The following is a 19029-nucleotide window of genomic DNA, read 5'->3' on the forward strand; positions in this document are numbered from 1 at the left end:
GGGGCTGACAACCTGACATGAGCGATCTTGTCCAGCAGATGGAAGCGTTGCCGGAAGGTCATTGGGTCAGCGTCTCCGACCTGGCGAAGCTGAAGGGGATCAGCAGGCAGACCGCAAGCGAGAAGGTGGCGAAGCTCGAAAGCGAAGGCCGGTTGTCGACCCGCAAGAATGGCCGGCTGCGGATGGTCGAGCTTGCCACTTACGACCGTCTCGTCGGACAGGTCGGTGACGCAGCCCGCGAGATCGGCGCCGCCACGAGGAAGTCCGTCGACGAGGCCTCAAGTAACGGCGGTGCGTTGCGCGACGCCCAGACCGAAAAGGCCAAATACGAGACCCGGCTGAAGGCGCTGGACTACGCCGAACGCAGCGGGCAGCTCATACCGATCAAGGGCGAGCACGGTATCGAGGGTGCATTGATCAAGGTTTGCGACCAGGTCGTTCGCGACCTCGGCATGCCGATGCAGTGGATCGACGAGATCATGGAGGCTTCGCGGAAAGGCGAGCCGCACCTTCGCAGGCTGATGCGCACCAAGATCGCGGAACAGCGCAAGGTCGTTGCCGAGCATCTGCTTGCGGTGTCCGGTGAGGCTTCGAAGGCGGAAGCGCAGGGCATCGACATCAACATACATTTCGACGGTGACGATTGATGCACATCGCGCTAAAGCGCTCGGCGGTTGCCTTGTTCGCCGCCACTCTTGCGGCGGCCATCATGCCGCCGGAAAAGCTGGATGCTGTCGAGTATGCCCGCCAGAACGTGGTTGTGCCGGATGGACCGCGCAGCGGCGACACCTGGGATGACAGTCTGACGCCGCATATCCGCGAGCCGCTGCTCATGACCATGGTCGAGAGCGGGCATAACGAGATCGCGGTAAGGAAGTCGGCGCAGACCGGCTTCACAACGTTGCTGCTATGCTCCGCTGCCTACACGATCGCGCAGGACCCCTGCCGCATGATGATCGTGCAGCCGACGACGAACGCCCTTGCGGAATTCAACCGCGAGAAGCTGACCGTCATGGTGCAGCAGTCGAAGTCGCTGAGGAAGCTGGTGCGCGATCAGACTAGCCGTTCGGGCGAAGGCTCGACCGCGCTGGCGAAGCGCTTTCCGGGCGGCTCGCTGAAACTGGCGATCGCCAACTCGGCGGCAGACCTTCGGTCGTCGACGATCAAGAAAGCGTATTGCGACGAGATCGACGAATACCCCGACGATCTTAACGGGCAGGGCGACCCGTTCGGCATGATCGAAGCGCGTCAGGAATCCTTCCTGGCGTCAGGCGACTGGTTCCGAGCCTATGTCTCCACGCCCACGGTCAAGGGCTCGTCGAAGATCGACGACAAGTTCATGGCCGGCGACCAGCGTTACTGGAACATGCCGTGCCCCGGCTGCGGCGAGCATTTCAAATTCGAGTTCGATCGCCGCTACTTCAAGTTCAACGACGCGTTTCCGCACGACCCGTATTACGCAACACCGTGCTGCGGCTCGATCGTCCAGAGCCATGAGAAGGTTTCGCTCTATCGGAAAGGCAAGTGGATCGCTGAGGCCAGCCGGCCGGGCGCATATCCGTCCTACCATTTCGATGCGCTGACATCCCCATTCGTTCCGTGGGAGAAGATCGCGGAACGCTTCGTCGCCTGCAACGGCGATCCGCAGAAGCTCAAGACGTTCTTCAACCTGACGCTCGGCCTGCCTTTCGACATGAAGGGCGACGCGCCCGATCATGTCAGGCTGATGGAGCGGCGGGAAACCGGCCTGAAGCGCGGGCATATCCCAGCGCAAGGCATCGTGTTTGTCGGTACCGCCGACGTGCAGATGAACGGGATCTGGTACCTATTCAAGGCATGGGGGCCGGATCGCCGGAGCTGGCGGGTCGATGCCGGTTACATCGAGGGCGCGACCGACGATCCGCATGGCGGCGCCTTCCTCAAACTTGAGGAGTTGCGCAGCAAGGAGTGGCCGGACGCGTTCGGCCGCACCCGCAAGGTTGATGCCTTCGGCGTGGATACGGGTTACCGCAGCCACGTCGTCTATACCTGGTGCCGGGGCAAGGCCGGTGTGTTCGCACTCGACGGTCTCGACGGATGGTCTCGCCCGCCGATCGGGCAGCCAAAGCCGATGGATATCAACTTCAACGGCAAGCGCATACGCAACGGCGTGATGCTTTGGGGTGTCGGCACATGGTCCATCAAAGGCGCCTTTTACGCGAACCTTCGGAAGGAAGGTCGAGCCGCCGGCAAGGATGCCGACCCGCCAGGATACTGCCACTTCGGCGATTGGATGGACGAGGTCTACTTCAAGCAGATCACGTCCGAATATCTCGGTACCGAAAAGTTCAAGGGCCGGTCGCGCCAGAAGTGGATCCCACGCGTCGGTTACGAAAACCACCTGCTTGACTGCGAGGTCTATGGCGAGGCGCTGGGGGATTATCTCGGTATCGCACGCATGACGCCGGACGAATGGCAGCGGCTCATCGCCATGCGCGGCGTGCCCGAACAGGTGTTTACGCAGGATCTTTTTGCGCCGGCTCCGCTGGTCGCGCAGGCACAGACCACCGCCCCACAGACAGTGGATAGCGAGGCCATCGCCGAGCGCGATCTTGATGGTCAATCTGCTGCTAGCTCGCCGATGATTTCGCATCGCTTTGACGACGACGATGATTTCGCCTTCGGAAGTGATCACTACTGAGGTTCATCCGTGACCACGACAAGTTGGACTGCAGCAGATCTCGCCGCCATCGAGGCGGCGATTGCAACGGGTGCGAAGCGGGTGCGCTTCCAGACCCATGAAGTCGAGTATCACTCGATCAAGGAACTTCTGACCGCACGCGATGCAATTCGCGACGCTCTCTATACGCCCGAAACCGGCAGCAACGTGATGTTTGCCCAATACGATAGTGGCTACTGATGAACCTGCTGGACAAATTCGTTTCGGTCTTCAGCCCGGAATCGGGCGTGCGGCGTGCTGCTGCACGGACGGTTCTTGATCAATATCGCGAGCGCGACTACGCCGCCGCGCAGGCTGGGCGCCGCAATCGCTCATGGCGGGCGCGCGCGACCTCGGCGAATGTCGAGGTTGGCGGTGCGCTCTCTACCCTTCGCAATCGGGCTCGTGCCTTTGTCCGCGACAAGTGGATGGGAACGCGTATCCTGGACGTGCTCGCCTCGCACGTCGTCGGAACCGGAATTCTCGTCGTTGCCGATACAGGCAGTGATCGCGCCGACAAGGCTTTCAATGCCGCCTTCGGGGAATGGCAGGAAATCTGCGATGTCGAAGGGGTGATGAATTTCGGCGCGCACCAGGCGCTCGCAGTTCGATCTATGGTCGAGGGTGGCGACTGCGTCACCCGAATGATCGACCTCACCATGAACGAGGCGGACGGCTCAGTGCCGTTCCGACTGCTGGGTCTTGAGGGTGACAGTATCGATGCTTCGCGCGATCGTTTCGCAGGAAACAATGTGCGCCTTGGCGTCGAGCTGGGTGACTGGGGTCGGCGCAAAGGTCTCTGGCTTTTCAGGGAGCATCCCGGCGATTCTTACGCCTCTGCCGTTCAAGGGTCGTCGCTCGTCGAATGGGGTGATGTCTGCCACCTCTATCGTCATCTGCGCTTTGGGCAGGTTCGCGGTATCAGCTGGTTTGCGCCGATCCTGGTGACGGCCAACGAGATACAGGATCTCATGGAAGCGGCGATCGTGCAGGCTCGCACGCAAGCCAGCTTTGCGGGGTTTATCCATCGCCAGCCCGGCGGGATGAATGTCCTTGCTTCGAGCAAGGACGAAAAAGGGCAGAAGATCACGAAGATTGAGCCCGGCATGATCGCCGACATCGGCGAGGCCGATATCACTTTCGCCAATCCATCATCCCAGTCGGCTTTCGCGGAGACCTATGTCGCCGGCATGCAGGCCATGGCCGCAGGTGCCGGCCTCACCTATGACCAGATGACCGGCGATCTGCGGCAGGCCAACTACTCAAGCCTTCGGGCTGGAAAGATAGAATTCCGGCGTCTCGTCGAGCAGATCCAGTGGCACATCATCGGGCCGCGTTTGTGTATGCCGGTCGCCCGTCGCTTTGCCGACAGAGCCGTTCTTTCGGGTCGTATTCCTCGCCGGAGAGATGGGTACCAGTTCCGCCTGGTGATGCCGGCGGTCGAGCCCATCGATCCGAAGAAGGATCTGGAAGCCGACATTCTGGCGGTGCGCTCGGGACGGATGTCGCCACAGGACTTCGTGTCAGCCTGGGGCAACGACTGGCGGACGGTGGTTGCCGACTTCAAGGCGTTCTTCGCCTTCGCCGATCAGAACGGGATCGTGCTCGATATCGATCCGCGGCGACCACAGAACGGGCAGGCGCCCCGCAACGAACAGCCGCCGCAAGAGTGAGGTCAACATCATGAGCAATGTTATTCAGCTCCCGAAGCTCATTCGGGATGCGGAAGTGCGGTCGGCTTCGTTCGACGAAGCTGCGAACACGGTCGAGGTCGTGTGGACCACGGGGGCGACCTTCCGCCGCGTCTCCTGGATCGAGGGCGAATTCGACGAGGAGTTGGTCGTCAACTCGAAGAGCGTCCGGCTTGGTCGTCTGAACAGCGGTGCGCCGTTTCTCGACACACACTCTAAGTACAGCCTCGACGATGTGATCGGCTCGGTTGTCCGAGGTTCGGCAAAGATCGAGAACGGTGTCGGTACTGCCAAGGTGCAGCTTTCCAAGGCGCCGGGCGCTGCGGATCGGGTCGCAAAGATCGTCGAAGGCGTCGTGTCGAACATCTCGGTCGGCTACCGCATCCACGCAGTCGAAAAGAAAGAGCGGGCCGGCCAGATCCCGATCCATCGGGTGATCGATTGGGAGCCGTGGGAAATCTCTGCTGTCCCTATCCCTGCTGACGCAGGCGCGCAGGTTCGCGCTGGCGGCGATGCTTCCGAAACATTTGCCTGCCGCGTCATCGGTGGCGCGGCTGATGTGAGCGAGATTGTGCGCATCCGGATGCGCATGGCTGCGGCTCAAAACCGATTGGCGCGCTAGCGATCCCGCACCGCCATCTGCCCCACTAATGGCCGTCAGGGGCGCGGCTTCATGAATAAGGATATTATCATGACCCTCAAAGAATTGCGGGAGCACCTTGCCAAGCTCAAGGCTCGCGCCGCTGCCAAGCTGGCGGAAGTTAAGGACGGTATGGAGCCTGACGCGGCGCGCTCCATCGAGGATGAACACAAGGGCATTCTCAAGGAAATCAGCGAGACCGAAGAAAAGATCGCCAAGCGTGAAGCTGACCTTGATGGTCTCGACCAGCGCGCCGGCGCGACGCCGACGCCCGCCTCTGCATCTTCGGAGACGCAGACCCCGCCTGCTGCAGGTGAAGGTCAGCGCTCCGCCGAAATCCTTGCGCTCGGTCGTCAGGCCGGCATGGCCGACGATGTCATCTCGGAAGCGCTGCGGACCGGTTCCAGCGTGACGGATTTTCGCGTCCGTGCTTTCGAACACCTCGCGGCACGGTCGTGCGCCAATCCGACGGCTCCGGCACGCGTCATTGTCGACGAGCGGGATACGCGCCGCTCGGCGATGACGGAAGCGCTGGCATATCGCATGGGCGTTCCTGTTCCGCAGGCAGGTCCGAGCGAAGCGGCGCGCGGCTACATGTCGCGCGGTCTGATCGATATCGCCGCCGAGTGCATCGGCTATCGCGGCGGTCTGATGCTGAATGCCCGCCAGGTCGACGAGATCTACACGCGCGCTTCGCACACGACGTCGGACTTTCCGGCAATCTTCGAAGGTTCGGTCAATCGCACCCTCGAAGCGCGTTACGCTCTGGCACAGCCGACCTATCGCCGGATCTCGCGCCAGCGGAATTTCCGTGATTTCCGTCCGCATACTTCGGTCAAGCTCGGCGATTTCCCGATGCTGAAAAAGGTCGCCGAAGACGGCGAGATCAAGTACGGCACCTTCTCCGAAGGTAAGGAACAGATCTCGGTATTCAGCTATGCGATCGCCCTGCGCATCACGCGGCAGATGCTGATCAACGACGATCTCGGTGCGATTTCTGAACTGCTCGGCAGCTACGGTGCGACCGTCGCGCTGTTCGAAGAAACGACGTTCTACGCCAGTGCCTTCAACGGAAAGCTCGCTGATGGCAAGGACGTGTTCCACGCCGACCATGCCAATCTGGCGGGCGCGGCTGCCGCAATCTCTGTCGACTCGGTCGCCCTGGGTCGCGCGGCTATGTCAAAACAGAAGTCTCTTGAAGGCAACCCGCTGCTGGAAAACCGCGCACGCATCCTTCTCGTCGGTCCCGACAAGATCACCGAGGCGGAAAAGCTGGTGGCATCGATCACCCCCGCCACGGCTTCCAACGTCAATATCTTCTCCGGTCGCCTGGAGCCGGTCGAGACCGCACAGATCGCCGGCAACGCCTGGCACATGTTCGCTGATCCTGCCGCCGGCATCTCGAATTACCGCTGGGGCTATCTCGACGGTTACGAGGCGCCGCGCGTGCGGTTTGACGAGCCGTTCGGACAGCAGGGCTTCGCCATGTCTGTCGAGCACGATTTCGGTTGCGGCGCTACCGACTTCCGGGGCGGCTACAAGAACGCCGGGGCATAAGCCCCGGTCACTCTCCATCGGAGCCTCTTTGAGGCCCTCCTGAAATCAAGAGGATGTGGACTATGAAAAACTTCATTCAGCCGGGGGATGCTATCGATATCCCCGCGCCGACCGGTGGTGTCGTCTCTGGCAACGCCGTCGTCGTGGGCTCTCTCGTTGGTGTGGCTTCATCCACGGCAGCCGAGGGCGTGACCTTCGCGCTTCAGACCAACGGTGTTTTCCGTATGCCCAAGACTTCTGCGCTGGCGATCGCAATCGGCGACAAGGTCTATTGGGATAGCACGGCCAAGGTGGTGAACAAGACGGCTTCGGGCAACACGCTTCTCGGTACTGCCGTCGAAGCCGCAGCCAACCCGTCCGACTTCGTGCCTGTTAAGCTCGGCCCGACCACGGTCTGACGATGGGCAACGTGTTTGATCGGCTGGCGGCGGTGAGCCGCCAGACCGTCGAGCGGGTGCACGGCAAGGCCGTCACGGTGTATCCGGTCGGGGGCGGCAGCGTGAATGCGGCGGCAACCGTGGCGCTTGCCGATCCGGCCGCCTGGGAAACGTCCGCCGTGTTCTTTGAGAACACGATGATGGAATCCGAGCGCCGAGCGCAGCCCTCCGGTGACGGTCGGCGGATCATGCATCGCGCGCTGCAGGTTCAGGCTTCCATTCGTCTCGTCGATGGCCGGCCGTTGAAGGCCGGTTTCCTTATGCGTCGCCATGAGGATGATGCGTGGTATTCGATTTCGAGTTTTGACTCTGATGGTCTTGGGACCGTGCTTGCAGTGGTGGCCTTAGCCAAACCGCAGATCGTGGTCGACGAGGAGCTTTGACATGCTGGCACCTGAAGCGCTGCGGCTTCTCATTGTCGAGATCCTGTGCCCGACCGCTGCGATCGCGGGGACCGAAGCCTTTCCGACTGTGGCGGGAAAGCTGGTCTATGACAGTCGCGAAATCCCGGTGCAGGACATAAACAGGGACCACGACTTTACGCCCGTCATCGCGGTGCATGGCAATGATGCCCGCATTACCCTTCGTGGCGAGATGACGGATTTTTCCGATGTCGAACAGCAGGCAGTGATCGATATCGTCGTGGAATTGGCTGTGGTCGCGGAAGATGATCAAGGTGAATTTGCCGACGCCATGGCAGGCACCGACCCGACCGCGCGCCTGGTGCTGGCCGCGCTTTGCTCGCGCATTCGCTACCTTCTGGAATTCAGCGAGAAGGGCGTCGCCTGGCGCCGGCTGGTGAGGCGGGTTGTCAGTCTGGAAGAGATGCCGTTCTCAGTTCCGGATCTCGGATTGCGTTTCCAGCGCATGACGCTGCGCTACACGATCGAGGTCGTCGCTGATCGTTTTAACGAGGGCGGCGGATTGCCGGAACCCATTCGCAGTGTCGCGGCCGACTTGCCAGACGGCAGTTATGCCAAGCGCAAGCTGCAGCAGCTCGGCGCCTATTTTCTGGCGGAAACCCCGTCTGCGCTGCAGCAGATTTCAGGAACCGTCCATGTCACCGATAGTGTGGATGTGACGACCGGTGTTGCAGGGCTCTCCCCCTGATCGTTCCACCCCTCATTGTTGCGAGGCATTCATGTTGACGAAATACGTGGCGGCGCCCGGCCGCACGATCCCCGGCGGCTGGCCCTCAGACGGTCGGGTGATCGACGAACTTTCCCAGTTTCATCGCCGGATGGTCAAGGACGGCGATCTCATAGCCGCCAAGCCGGCCAAACAAAAGGATGACGCCAATGACGACTAACATTCCGAGCGGCGTTGTCGCGCCCCTGCTTGCTTTCGATGTCGAAAGCGGCGGGCAGTTTTCCTCCGAGAACCGGGCGATCCTTCTTGGCTTCGGCCTGGCAGCCGGTGCTCTGGCTGCCGGTGGCGTCGCGCTTTGCGCGAGTGTCGAGCAGGCGCGTTACCTCGCAGGGCGCGGTTCCATGCTGGAAGCCATGTTCATCCGCATGCGGCGCAACGCCAATGTGCAGGAAATCTGGCTTGGTCGTGTCGAGGAAGGTGCGACCGCCGAACTGCGTACGATCACGGTCGGTGTGGTTCCCGCCTCGGGTGGGCAGGGTGTGGTGACGATTGCGGGCGAGGATGTCTCGATTAACATCGCGGCAGGCGATACGGCCAATGCCGTTGCGTCGGCGATCGCTGCGGCCGTCAACGCCTACATCAATCCGGTTACGAAGATCTCGCTGGCTTTCACAGCCACGGTTGCCACAAACGTCGTCACGCTGACGGCTCGACACAAGGGCGCCTATGCGGCCGGTATCGACATCTACCTGCCGGTGCTTGAGGGCGTCAACGCCTTCAAGGGCGTTCTGACCTTTGCCACTTCGACCGCAGGCGCCGGAACGCCGGATGTCTCAGCGGTTCTTGCGGCCATGGGCGATAATCCTTTCGAGATTGTCGTATCTGCCTTCGGTGACGATACGAACCGGACACGGCTCGACACCTATCACGACAATGCGCAGGGCCGCTGGTCGTACCTGCAGCAGCTCTATGGCCATGTGTTTTATCCGAAGAGCGGCACGGTGAGCGAGATCGTCACCTCGGCACTGGCGAAAGACAGCTGGCATCTTTCGCTGATCCCGGTGCTGGCGTCCATGGCGCGGCCGGATTACGAGTTCGTGTCGGCCTATGTTGGCGCGATCGCATCGTATCTCGATGGCGGTTCGGATGGCCGGGTCTCGGCAAACCAGTCTGGCCTGGTGCTGGTCGATATGATCGCCCCGCGCGACCGTGATTACTGGCCCGATTACGCGACGCGCAACAGCCTGGTGACGAACGGCGTCTCCACGTGGAAGGTCGATGTGTCCGGCAAGGTCACGATCGACAAGGCGGTGACGCAGCAGCAAACCACGAACGGCGTGCCGGATACGGCGCTGCGTGACATCCAGGCGATCTACCAGACGACCTACGCCTTGAAGTTCTATCGCGCGCAACTGGCCTATGAGTTTTCGAACAAGGCCATCGTCGACGACAATCCGGCCAATCTCCCGACACTGGTTCGGCCGAACGACATCCGCGCCAACCTGGTCAACTCAACCATCCAGCTTTCGCGGCGCGGCGTTCTTGAAGCGGGGCAGGAGGCGCTCGACCAGATCACGGTCGTGCGCAATGCGGACAATCCCAACCGGGTTGATATCGTCCTGCCGATGGATCGGGCCAACCCGCTCGACATCTTCGCAGGCCTCGCTCGCGTATACGCGGAAATCTGACCCTTTTTACCTCTGGAGAAATAAGCCATGGCAGGCAAGGACTTTGGCGGCCGCATGCAGGTTCGTCTTTCGAGCGGTGTGCCGCTTTCGCTGCGCGGGACATTCGCCGTTCTGGCGGGTCGCCAGTCGATCGAGGCGGTGACCAACCAGGATGGCTCGACCGATCGCGTCGGCACCCCGACGGCGCCGCGTGCGAACGTGACATTTAAGGACGGTGGCATCGATCTGGCGGCTCTGATGGAGGCGCCGCGTCAGAACATTGTCATCACCGAGGAGATGACCGGCGTGACGCACCACTTCATCGACGCGTTCTTTTCCGGGGAATCGGAGAACAACCGTATCAATGGTGAGGTGAGCGGCCTGACGATCGTCGGCGACACCTATCGTCGTACGGGCGGCTGATCTCATGGCGGACAAGACTGTTCCTCTCTCGAAGAAGTACGAGGTGCCCGGACATGAGCCGTTCGACAAGCTCGTGCTTCGCGCCCCTGTCTATCAGGACATCTTCATCGACGGCCTCGGAGAGCCTGCCGAACGGCAGCCAAACGGGGCCGGCGGTTTCATGGTTGTCGTCTACCATTCGGTCGTGGATCAGTATGCGCGGCGGCTTTTGCGTTCCCCGGATTACAGCTGCATCACGCAGCTGGAAGCATGCGACGCTCTCGATCTGCAGAATGAGATCATCGGTTTTTTCTCCAAGCGGGCGGCCTCGACAACCTCGCCGGCGTCGCCGACACCCTTGTCTTCCGGCTCGGATGGGACGCTGCCCGCGTCCAGCTAATGACGATCGGCGAGATCGCCTGGTGGTCCCGTCGCGCTCTGGCTTTCAAGAGTAGATCATGAACCGCGAAATCGAAGCACGACTGAAGTACACGGCGGTCGACAAGACTGGCAGTGCCCACAAGTCCGTCGCGGACAAGATGGATGGCATCAACAAACGTGCTGCCGCCTTCAGCCGACAGCAGGGGGCCTTTGCCCGATCCACCTCGGCGATGTACGCGACCATTGCTCGTTATGCTGCGCCGGCGGCGATCGCATATGGGGCGAAGGTTGCGCTGACGGATTTCGCAGCACTTGAGCGGCAGATGACGCGGATCGGGATTACAGCCGACGCATCATCGAAACAGACGGCGGACGCTTTCGCCCTGGCGCAAAAGGTGTCGAAGGATCTGAAATTCGACAGTGTCGCTCCCGCGATCGAGGCGTTGGACACGTTGGTTTCTTCTGGCAAATCTCTGGAAGAAGCGATGGCCTTCCTTCCTTCGGTTTTGGCGACGGCGCAAGCCTCCGGCGCTGCGACTGCCGATATTGCCAATACCGGTCTGAAGGCCGCCGACGCTCTGAAGATCGAGACGGCGCAACTGCAGCGCGCTTTCGACATCATGGTTGTCGGCGGCAAGGCCGGTCAGTTCGAACTGAAGGATATGGCCCAATACATTCCCGGCCTTGCAAACAGCTTTGCGACGCTGGGCTATTCTGGCGAGGATGGCCTGAAAAAGCTGGTCGCCATGCTGCAAACCATCCGCGAGGATACCGGCGACGCTTCTGCGGCAGCGACGCAGGCGCAGAACATCTTCGGCAAGATGTATTCCGAAGAGACTGCGAAAAAGTTCAGCGACTTCGGGATCAATCTTCGCAAGGAAATGACTGCGGCCCGGAAAGCTGGCGAAGATGCCGTGGCGGCCTTCGTGCGGATCTCGCAGAAGGCAATCAATGGCGACCTTTCCAAGTTGCCGCTGTTGTTTTCCGACCAGGAATTCCGGCTCGGCATGCAATCGCTGATGACCAGTGAGGAAAGCCTTGCGCGGTTTTTGAACCTGATGAATTCAGCGGAAGTCAACGGCGCTGTGTGGCGAGACGTGCAGCGCGTGATGACGGATACGCAATCGTCCATCGACACGATGTCGAATAGTTGGGAGCGTTTGAAGGTTTCGTTCGGCGGCGCTGTTGCGCCAGATGCCACGGCAGCAATGAACGGGATATCGGATCGTCTGGACTATCATTCGGCGGTGAATGCCGGGCTGGAGAAGAACGGCGTCAACGGTTTCTGGAACCGGACACAGTGGGGCCTTTTCAGTTCCGACGACGAAAAAATGCAGATGGCCATCAAGGGCGGATACAGCAACAAGGACGCCATCGCAGAACACCAGCGGGATCGGTACGGGCGCGAGGCCAACAAGCCTTCAGTCGGTCGTCACAGTAGTGGCCATCCCGTTGCCGCCAAGGCCAATGCAATCCCCGCTGGGTTTGCGCCGACGAATGCGCCGGACCTCGGGCTTTCCGGCCTGTTCTCGGTTCCCAGCAAGGAAGACTTCAAGAGCGCCCTGAAAATCGACCTCGGCTTCAAACGTCAAGGGGAGGAGGCGGGCGCAGCCGTCGCGGATGGCGGCAAGGAAGCCGGTAAGGCGATCGAGGAATCAGCGGCCTTCTTCAAGGTTGCCGGCTACGATGTAGGCGCTGCCATCGCCAATGCGGCGCGTGAACTCGCCAGTGCGGCCTCAAAGATGAGCGCGCTCGGCAGCTACAACAGTCCCGGTCTACGGCCGGCAGTGAATGCGGATACAGGGCGCAGCATGCCGCCTTCCGCCGGGCGACCGGCCGGTGGTTCCAAATAAGGTGGTGTCATGAAGGATTGGGCGGCGCGGTTGCGCAAGGCGAGCTTTCGCGGTGTCGACTTCTGGGTCGACGCGGAAGACTTGTCCGCTGGAAAGCGGATCGCACGACACGAGTATGCCGGCGGTCGATACACCTATCTGGAGGAGATGGGGCTTGCGACGGCAGCCTATGATGTCACGGCCTATCTGATCGGCGATGACAGCGACAGCGCGTCTCGGAGCCTTAGTGCGGCCTGTCTGGCTGCCGGTCCTGGTCGTCTCGTGTTGCCGATCGATGCTGGACAGCTCGCCTATGTCGAGGGTTTCCGCAGGAGCCGTGTCCGTGACCAGCGCGGTTACATCGCTTTCGACTTCACGGCCATACCGCTCTCTAATCAGCCTGGGGGCGTGCTTGGTGTCGGTGACCTGAATGCGCTGGTCGCCTCGGGTCTCGGGCCGGCGGCGAATGTGTTTGCCTCGATCTTCCGAGCATATGCCGACATTCCCACTGTTGCCGGCTGGCTTACATCGGCGGTTTCGGTGCTCGTCACGGATGAACTTGATAGCGTGTATCTTGGTCAAAGGCTTGCGGCGTCCGTCAAACTCGACGCCTTCGGGTTTGCCTGTGAGGCAATGGATATCACGCGGATCGTTGCCGAGAGCGTCGTCGACCCTTCCGGTTTCGATACCCTGCGCTTGCCTGAAGGCGGCGACCAGACGACGCGTGATGCCATGAGCATTCTGCTCGCTCACGGGCTCTGCATCGCGGCACCACGGGTTGCCTGGATGACGAGGCCGCAGGCGCGCGCTGCGCGTAACCGTATCAGATCTGTCGGCGAAGCAGCCCTTGCGGTGGTGTCTGTGAAAGGTGCCATTGCAGTCGACCTATACCAGTTTGTCGCGCAGCTCGTCGAAGTCGCCGTTCGCATCGTTTCTGACCGGGCGGCCAACGCTGTGCCGGTCGTTCGGGTGGAGACCGGTGTCTCGATGCCTTCGACGGTTCTGGCCTATCGCCTCTACGGCAGGGCGGATCGTGCAGGCGAGGTCGTCGATATAGCGAGATCCGGCACGCCCATTCTTATGCCGATCGCTTTCGACGCGTTGGAGAGCTGAGATGCGTCCATCGAGCTCCGGGCCGCTAGAGACGGTCGTTGTTGAGGGATTGCCTGCACTGAAGTCGATCGAGATCAACGTCTCGGCCGAAGAGGCGTCCCGAACGGCAAGCGGCGATTTTGTTCTGGTCGGATCCGGGCTTCCTGTCTTTCCGGGGCATCCGACAACCATTCGCGCCAATGGCGATCTGTTGTTGACAGGTTTCGTCCGCGACGTCGGTTCATCCTATAGCGAAGTGGATCGCAGTCTGTCGTGCTCGTTTGTGTCCAGGACCATAGATTTGATCGAAGCCTCTGCGGTTCATGATGGCGGAGAGATCCTCAACAAGGATCTCGTGGCAATCGCAAAGGAACTGGATAGCTACGGGGTTGGTATCGAGACAGATGGGACGGGTTTTCCTCCCGAGCCTCGGCATAAGATGCGGCTTGGTGAAAGCGCATTCTCGTCGATCGAGCGGAGAGCGCGCGGTCGCGGGGCGCTGATCTATGACACCGCGAGGGGGCGGCTGAAGATCGCCACGAAGCCAGAGGGTGTCCATGCCGGAACGCTGAAGCGCGGTGTCAACATCCTTCCCGGCTCCAGTGCTTCCTTGACGGAAGAAGGGCGTTACTCGGACATTCAGGTTCGCGGTCAGCAGAGTAGCGGCGTCGACAAGCAGCAGCTGCGCCCGCAAACGAAGGTGACGGACAGCGGCGTCACCCGCAAGCGTGTGCTCATCCTGCCCTATGAGGGCGAAGCCAGCATTGACGCGATGCGCCAGCGGGCGATCTGGCAGGCGCGTCGGGCGGCTGGCAACAGCGTAACCGCCTCACTTCTTGTAACCGGTTGGCGCGACGATGGCGGCAGGCTCTGGTCGCCGAACTGGCTAGTCCAGATCGAAGACGACTGGCTTGGGATCGAGGGGCGGATGATCGTCAAGAGCGTGACCTTCTCTCAGGGTGAGCGGACATGGGCGACGTTGTCGCTTGCAGACCCTCGGGCGCTCGGTGGTGAAAACCCGCGCGGCAAGACTTCGGCGGGTTATGCAGCGCCGAGCGTTATCGAAGCGGAGTATGAGGACGAATGAGGCGGTTCGAATTTGATGGCCGTCTTGAGGAGCGCGGCGGACAGCAGTTTGCTTCCGGCCGGGGCGCTTTCGGAGACGCATGGACCTCTATCCATCGGATCGAGCCGCATGGCTTTGCCTCGATGCCCGTCAAGGGCTCGAAGGGCTTGTTGTTTTCGCTGCCGGAAAATCCGGACCAGGCCTATCTGTTCGGCGGCGAAAACCCCGGCAGCCGCCCGGCAGATCTGCCGCAGGGCGCCACGGCTCTTTACGATTCCAGCGGCAACATCCTCAAATTTGTCATGGGTGACGGGGTTATTTTTGATCTTGCGGGTCCGGCCTTCACGATCAGGAAGGGTGGCGTCTCGGTAGTCATCGATGCCGAAGGCCTGAAGGTGAACGGCGGCGGAATCTGGAACGATGGTGTGGCGGTGGATAAAACGCATAGACATGGCGGCGTAGCCCCAGGCGGTGCGTCAACCACTGTCCCGACGGGCGAGTGACCCATGGTCAGAATAGTACCGATAGAAGAACAGAAAGAGCCTTATCGCTCGCCAGATCTGCTCTGGGATGGCGTGGCAGGGGATCTGGCCATCAACCCTCTCGATCATGCGGAAGCGCCCGGCGATCTGCAGGCCGAACAAGGGCTGGCGACGCAGGTTCTCATCCACCTTCAGACCGATCGGCGCGTCGAGGATAGCGAGCTTCGGGACGGGGAGGATAACCGTGGCTGGATCGGTGACAGTTTCGACCTGATGAATGACGAGCAGCCGCTTGGCTCCCGCCTGTGGCTTCTGCGCCGTCGCGGCATCTTCGACGGTATCGAGACCGTGGTCGAGGACTACGTTCGCGAGGCGCTGCAGCCGCTCATCGACCAGGGTGCGGTTGCCTCGGTCGGGGTAGACGTTTCGGTTGATAGAGCAGGCAACCGCGTCGATTACACCGCCTCGCTTTACGGGCGGGACGGCGCGCGGGTCTATGAGCGCAAGTTCGACATCATGTGGCGGCAGCTCGACGGCGTCGTCAGTCCCTTGGCGCGCTGACGCCTAATCCTTCATTCGAGGAATTTTCATGGCTTGGACGATCCGCTCTCTCAGCGAGACTTCCGCGCGCGCTCGTGGCGCCTTCCGACAGTACCTGCCGGGTACGGATTCGGCGCTGGCAAACAACTTCGTGACGGTGACCGGAAAGGTGCTGGCGGGCATCAGCCATGAATTCGAATTGCGGATGGGCTGGCTGGCGCGCCAGTTGTTTCTGTCGACGGCGAGCGGCCAGTATCTTGCTCTCCATGCATCCGACGTCGGTATCTATCGCCGCCCGGCCGCATCTGCGTCTGGTGTGATCGAGGGATTGGGGCTCGGCGGTACGGTCTACCCTGCCGGTATCCGTTTTGTTTCCGGTCGAAACACCTACATCTCGACGGCTCCGGCAACAGCTGCGGCCGGCGGTCAGTTGAGTTTGCCGGTGACGTCGGTCGAATATGCAGCGTCTGCCAATCGTGATGCCGACGGCACCATGACGCTTGCCGATCCTGGCTTGTGGCCCGATCTCGGCACACAATGGGCTGTGGCGAGTGGCGGTATCGGCGGCGGCGCGGATATCGAAAGTGATGAGTCTCTGCGAACACGGGGGCTTCAGCGCAAGCGCAATCCACCCGGTGGTGGGACATTGAGCGATTATGAACGCATCGCGCTTTCAGTGTCAGGGGTTGCGAAAGCCTGGGCGTATCGGGACACGCTGTCACCCGGTTTTGTTGTCGTCTTCTTTCTCTTCGAAGGTCGCCCCAATCTGATCCCGCTGCCTGCCGACGTCGATGTCGTGCAGGCGGCTATCGACGCGCAAAGGCTGATCAGGGTTGACGACAGTGTTGCGCAAGCCCCGATCGCGCGACCAGTCGATATCACTATTTCCGGTCTTTCTGTGGATACGGAGGAGCTTCGGGCGCGTATCTCGGAAAACCTGACGGCAATGTTTCGTGACCGGTGCAGGCCCGGCATTCCGGCAAACGTGTTCGTCCTGTCGCGATCGTGGATCTCCGAGACGATCTCCCAAACCACGGGCGAAGACAGACATACGCTGCTTGCCCCATCGGGCGACATCGTCCTGACCGATGGGCAGTTTCCTGTCCTGGGGGTCGTGACCTATGGCGCGTGACCCGGCTCTTAATACGCTGACGACGCTGGCCTCGATCGGCTTTCAGCCGCTCCCGGTCCCTGCTCCACAAGACAGCCTGTCGATGCCAAGCAACGATGATCTCGTCTCAGCGGCGATATCGCTCTGGCCGCAGGGCGCGGCCTGGGGATCGCCAGACGGTCAGGCGGTAAGCCTGAGTAGTAATCTCGCCCGTTTTACGCGCGTGCTGATCGACCCATTCGAATGGCTCTACGCCAGGGCTTTTCAGCTTTGGCGTGAAGCGACCGTCAGTGGTGTATTCGATCTTTTGCCGGAATGGGAAGCGGAATACGGACTTCCGGATACATGCGTTGAAGGGCCGTCGACGCGATCCGAACGGCTTCGCGCGCTTGAAGCCAAAGTCCTCAGTCTGGCGACGATCACGCCTGGCGACGTCATCAGGATTGCGAGCGCCTACGGCTTTTCGATCTCGATCGAAGAGCCGGCCATGTTTGAATGCGGTTTTTCGGAATGCGGCGGAGAGCACACCCTCGGTGATATCCGTCAGGAAACTTTCTGGATCGCCCGCGTTGTCGATCTGGCCATTGATTATTTCCACGTCGGGGAAAGCGAACTTGGCGTCGATCCCTTGTTTGATATTGGCGATGGGGAGCGTTTGCTCTGCATCCTGAATCGCATCGCACCGGCATGGACAACGCCGGTGTTGTCCTTCTTCGCATACCTGATTGATGGCCAAGGCAACCGCCTCACCGATGGTGACGGCCGCTACCTGATATCCGGGGCAATCTAAGCTTTGAGGAACACCAATGAAATATCATGCACCTTTTGGCTCCAGTGATTCCGACGCCCCCTACGTCGACCGAAATACCGCGGCTGCGGTCAGGGGGTCCGTGCCTCCTGCGGCGGCAATCGAAGATCCTCAGCGGGAAATCGTCGATGTCATCAGCAAATCGGGGTTCGCGCCAGCGGATCTCCTGCAGCTGGCGAGGGCTATTCAGAGCCAGAAAATGAACTTCGCAGAAGCAACGGGTACTGCGAACGCGATTGTCGTAAGCCTCAATCCGGCGCCGTCATCTTATTCCGACATCATCGGCATGCCGCTGATTGTACAGACGACCTCGGCGCCAACTGGACCCGCAACGCTGCGGGTTACAGGTCTGTCTGCCATTGGTATTGTCCGGCGAGGTGGCGGCGCGCTTGCCGGCGGAGAGTGGTCTGACGGCGATCTGGTCACCTTCGCGTACGACGGTGAGTTCTTCCAGGCGCTCGGTGCATTGCCTGCCGAGCAGACGCTCGTTCATGTCGGCGCAGACACGGGCAGTGCCAATTTGATTGTTGCCGCCGTTGTCCCCGCTGTCAGCGAGTACAAGCAGGGAAGCGTTTTCAGCATCAAGATTGCCAACGCGGTAACCGGCGCATCAACCGCGAATTTCGGAGCGGGCGCAAAGAACCTAACCAGAGCGAACGGCGCCCCGACCCGGAGCAACGACCTGGTTGCCGGCCAGGACGCGCTGCTGGTCTATGACGGCACAAAATTCCAGATCGCCAATTTCTCGCCGGCCAACATTCCCGCCCGCAATACTCAGCAGTTTACGGCGTCGGGAAGCTTCACCGTTCCCGCCGACGTGTACCGTGTCAAGGCGCGCGTATGGGGCGGCGGCGGTGGAGCGGGTGGATCACTCGGCGCCGGGGGAGGTGGCAGCGGCGGCGGCGGCGCCGGCTATGCAGAAGGCATCGTCGAGGTCACTCCAGGTCAGATCATCGCTATCACAGTCGGCAATGGGGGGGCGGGGGGCGCCGCAACGCCGTCGAATGGACAGGATGGCGGGCCGTCGTCATTTGGAAGCTTTATCAGCGCGACGGGTGGCGGACGAGGTTACGCTGGGAACAATGCTCTCCAGACGAGCCAGGCGGGTGGCGGCGGCGCTGGCTCTGGGCCCTTTGCTGTGTCGGGTGCGAGTGCTGGAATCGCCTTCCTCGTCGGCGCGACACCGGCGGCGGGCATTGGTGGAAGTGCGGGGATGGGCTCCGGATCGCCGACGATCTCGATCGGAGGCGTCGGCGCCGCCGGTCTGTTCCCTGGGGGCGGTGGCAATGGCGGGTCTGCAGGGAACTATGCCGGTGCACCAGGCGCAAATGGACTTGTCGTCATCGAGTATTGAACTTCTGCGCGAACACAAATTCTCTGTTGAACACATAGACGAGCGTCTTCCTACGGCTCGCCAAGGCGGAAACTGATGGCAGAAAATCCTCTCACCAATTATCTTGCATATCCCGGAGGCGACCGCGACACGCTAGTCGCGGCGCTTGGCGGGCTGGGTCTTCTGCGCTCTGACGCGTCGCA

General features: G+C 61.2%; 21 protein-coding genes. All 21 read left to right on the forward strand.

The window, feature by feature from the left end:
* Window positions 1-17 precede the first annotated feature (17 nt).
* Complete coding sequence (locus tag AC07UR_RS30160) at window positions 18-647, forward strand: winged helix-turn-helix domain-containing protein (protein ID WP_494700320.1); 630 nt, start codon at window positions 18-20, stop codon at window positions 645-647.
* Window positions 647-2680, forward strand: a complete 2034-nt coding sequence (locus AC07UR_RS30165) for a phage terminase large subunit family protein (RefSeq protein WP_494700319.1) — start codon at window positions 647-649, stop codon at window positions 2678-2680. Before AC07UR_RS30160 ends, AC07UR_RS30165 begins: the two co-directional genes overlap by 1 nt.
* Before the next feature lie 9 nt (window positions 2681-2689).
* Complete coding sequence (locus AC07UR_RS30170; protein WP_494700318.1) at window positions 2690-2899, forward strand: phage head-tail joining protein; 210 nt, start codon at window positions 2690-2692, stop codon at window positions 2897-2899.
* Complete coding sequence (locus AC07UR_RS30175) at window positions 2899-4371, forward strand: phage portal protein (RefSeq protein ID WP_494700317.1); 1473 nt, start codon at window positions 2899-2901, stop codon at window positions 4369-4371. The genes AC07UR_RS30170 and AC07UR_RS30175 overlap by 1 nt, the downstream gene beginning before the upstream one ends.
* 10 nt (window positions 4372-4381) lie before the next feature.
* Window positions 4382-5011: an HK97 family phage prohead protease gene (locus tag AC07UR_RS30180; RefSeq protein ID WP_494700316.1), complete on the forward strand. Its 630-nt coding sequence runs from the start codon at window positions 4382-4384 to the stop codon at window positions 5009-5011.
* Window positions 5012-5080: 69 nt separating this feature from the next.
* Complete coding sequence (locus tag AC07UR_RS30185) at window positions 5081-6586, forward strand: phage major capsid protein (RefSeq protein ID WP_494700315.1); 1506 nt, start codon at window positions 5081-5083, stop codon at window positions 6584-6586.
* A gap of 62 nt (window positions 6587-6648) precedes the next feature.
* Window positions 6649-6984, forward strand: a complete 336-nt coding sequence (locus AC07UR_RS30190; protein WP_494700314.1) for a DUF2190 family protein — start codon at window positions 6649-6651, stop codon at window positions 6982-6984.
* 2 nt (window positions 6985-6986) lie between these two features.
* Window positions 6987-7406: a hypothetical protein gene (locus tag AC07UR_RS30195; RefSeq protein WP_494700313.1), complete on the forward strand. Its 420-nt coding sequence runs from the start codon at window positions 6987-6989 to the stop codon at window positions 7404-7406.
* Window position 7407: 1 nt separating this feature from the next.
* The gene (locus AC07UR_RS30200; RefSeq protein WP_494700312.1) at window positions 7408-8133 is read left to right on the forward strand and encodes a hypothetical protein; all 726 of its coding nucleotides are present in this window, start codon (window positions 7408-7410) and stop codon (window positions 8131-8133) included.
* A gap of 31 nt (window positions 8134-8164) precedes the next feature.
* On the forward strand, window positions 8165-8332 hold the full coding sequence (locus AC07UR_RS30205; protein WP_494700311.1) for a hypothetical protein: 168 nt from the start codon (window positions 8165-8167) through the stop codon (window positions 8330-8332).
* On the forward strand, window positions 8322-9800 hold the full coding sequence (locus AC07UR_RS30210) for a hypothetical protein (RefSeq protein WP_494700310.1): 1479 nt from the start codon (window positions 8322-8324) through the stop codon (window positions 9798-9800). Before AC07UR_RS30205 ends, AC07UR_RS30210 begins: the two co-directional genes overlap by 11 nt.
* A gap of 27 nt (window positions 9801-9827) precedes the next feature.
* Complete coding sequence (locus tag AC07UR_RS30215) at window positions 9828-10202, forward strand: phage tail tube protein (protein WP_494700309.1); 375 nt, start codon at window positions 9828-9830, stop codon at window positions 10200-10202.
* A gap of 4 nt (window positions 10203-10206) precedes the next feature.
* The gene (locus tag AC07UR_RS30220; protein WP_494700308.1) at window positions 10207-10581 is read left to right on the forward strand and encodes a hypothetical protein; all 375 of its coding nucleotides are present in this window, start codon (window positions 10207-10209) and stop codon (window positions 10579-10581) included.
* Window positions 10582-10639: 58 nt separating this feature from the next.
* Window positions 10640-12415: a phage tail tape measure protein gene (locus tag AC07UR_RS30225; RefSeq protein ID WP_494700307.1), complete on the forward strand. Its 1776-nt coding sequence runs from the start codon at window positions 10640-10642 to the stop codon at window positions 12413-12415.
* 9 nt (window positions 12416-12424) lie between these two features.
* Entirely contained in the window at window positions 12425-13507 is a 1083-nt protein-coding gene (locus tag AC07UR_RS30230) for a DNA circularization N-terminal domain-containing protein (protein WP_494700306.1), read from the forward strand.
* A 1-nt stretch (window position 13508) separates the two neighbouring features.
* A complete protein-coding gene (locus tag AC07UR_RS30235; protein ID WP_494700305.1) occupies window positions 13509-14573 on the forward strand; it encodes a phage baseplate assembly protein in 1065 nt (354 codons plus the stop codon).
* A gap of 122 nt (window positions 14574-14695) precedes the next feature.
* The gene (locus AC07UR_RS30240) at window positions 14696-15055 is read left to right on the forward strand and encodes a hypothetical protein (protein ID WP_494700304.1); all 360 of its coding nucleotides are present in this window, start codon (window positions 14696-14698) and stop codon (window positions 15053-15055) included.
* A gap of 3 nt (window positions 15056-15058) precedes the next feature.
* Window positions 15059-15595, forward strand: a complete 537-nt coding sequence (locus tag AC07UR_RS30245) for a phage GP46 family protein (protein ID WP_494700303.1) — start codon at window positions 15059-15061, stop codon at window positions 15593-15595.
* Window positions 15596-15623: 28 nt separating this feature from the next.
* Window positions 15624-16706 carry a baseplate J/gp47 family protein gene (locus AC07UR_RS30250; protein WP_494700302.1) on the forward strand — a complete coding sequence of 361 codons (1083 nt, stop codon included), beginning with the start codon at window positions 15624-15626 and terminating at the stop codon, window positions 16704-16706.
* Window positions 16696-17475 (forward strand): hypothetical protein, encoded by a 780-nt coding sequence (locus AC07UR_RS30255; protein ID WP_494700301.1) that lies wholly within the window; start codon window positions 16696-16698, stop codon window positions 17473-17475. The genes AC07UR_RS30250 and AC07UR_RS30255 overlap by 11 nt, the downstream gene beginning before the upstream one ends.
* 16 nt (window positions 17476-17491) lie before the next feature.
* Window positions 17492-18847: a glycine-rich domain-containing protein gene (locus AC07UR_RS30260; protein WP_494700300.1), complete on the forward strand. Its 1356-nt coding sequence runs from the start codon at window positions 17492-17494 to the stop codon at window positions 18845-18847.
* The last annotated feature ends 182 nt before the right edge of the window (window positions 18848-19029 follow it).

It is taken from the genome of Ensifer sp. GW821-FHT05G01, from assembly GCF_059419585.1.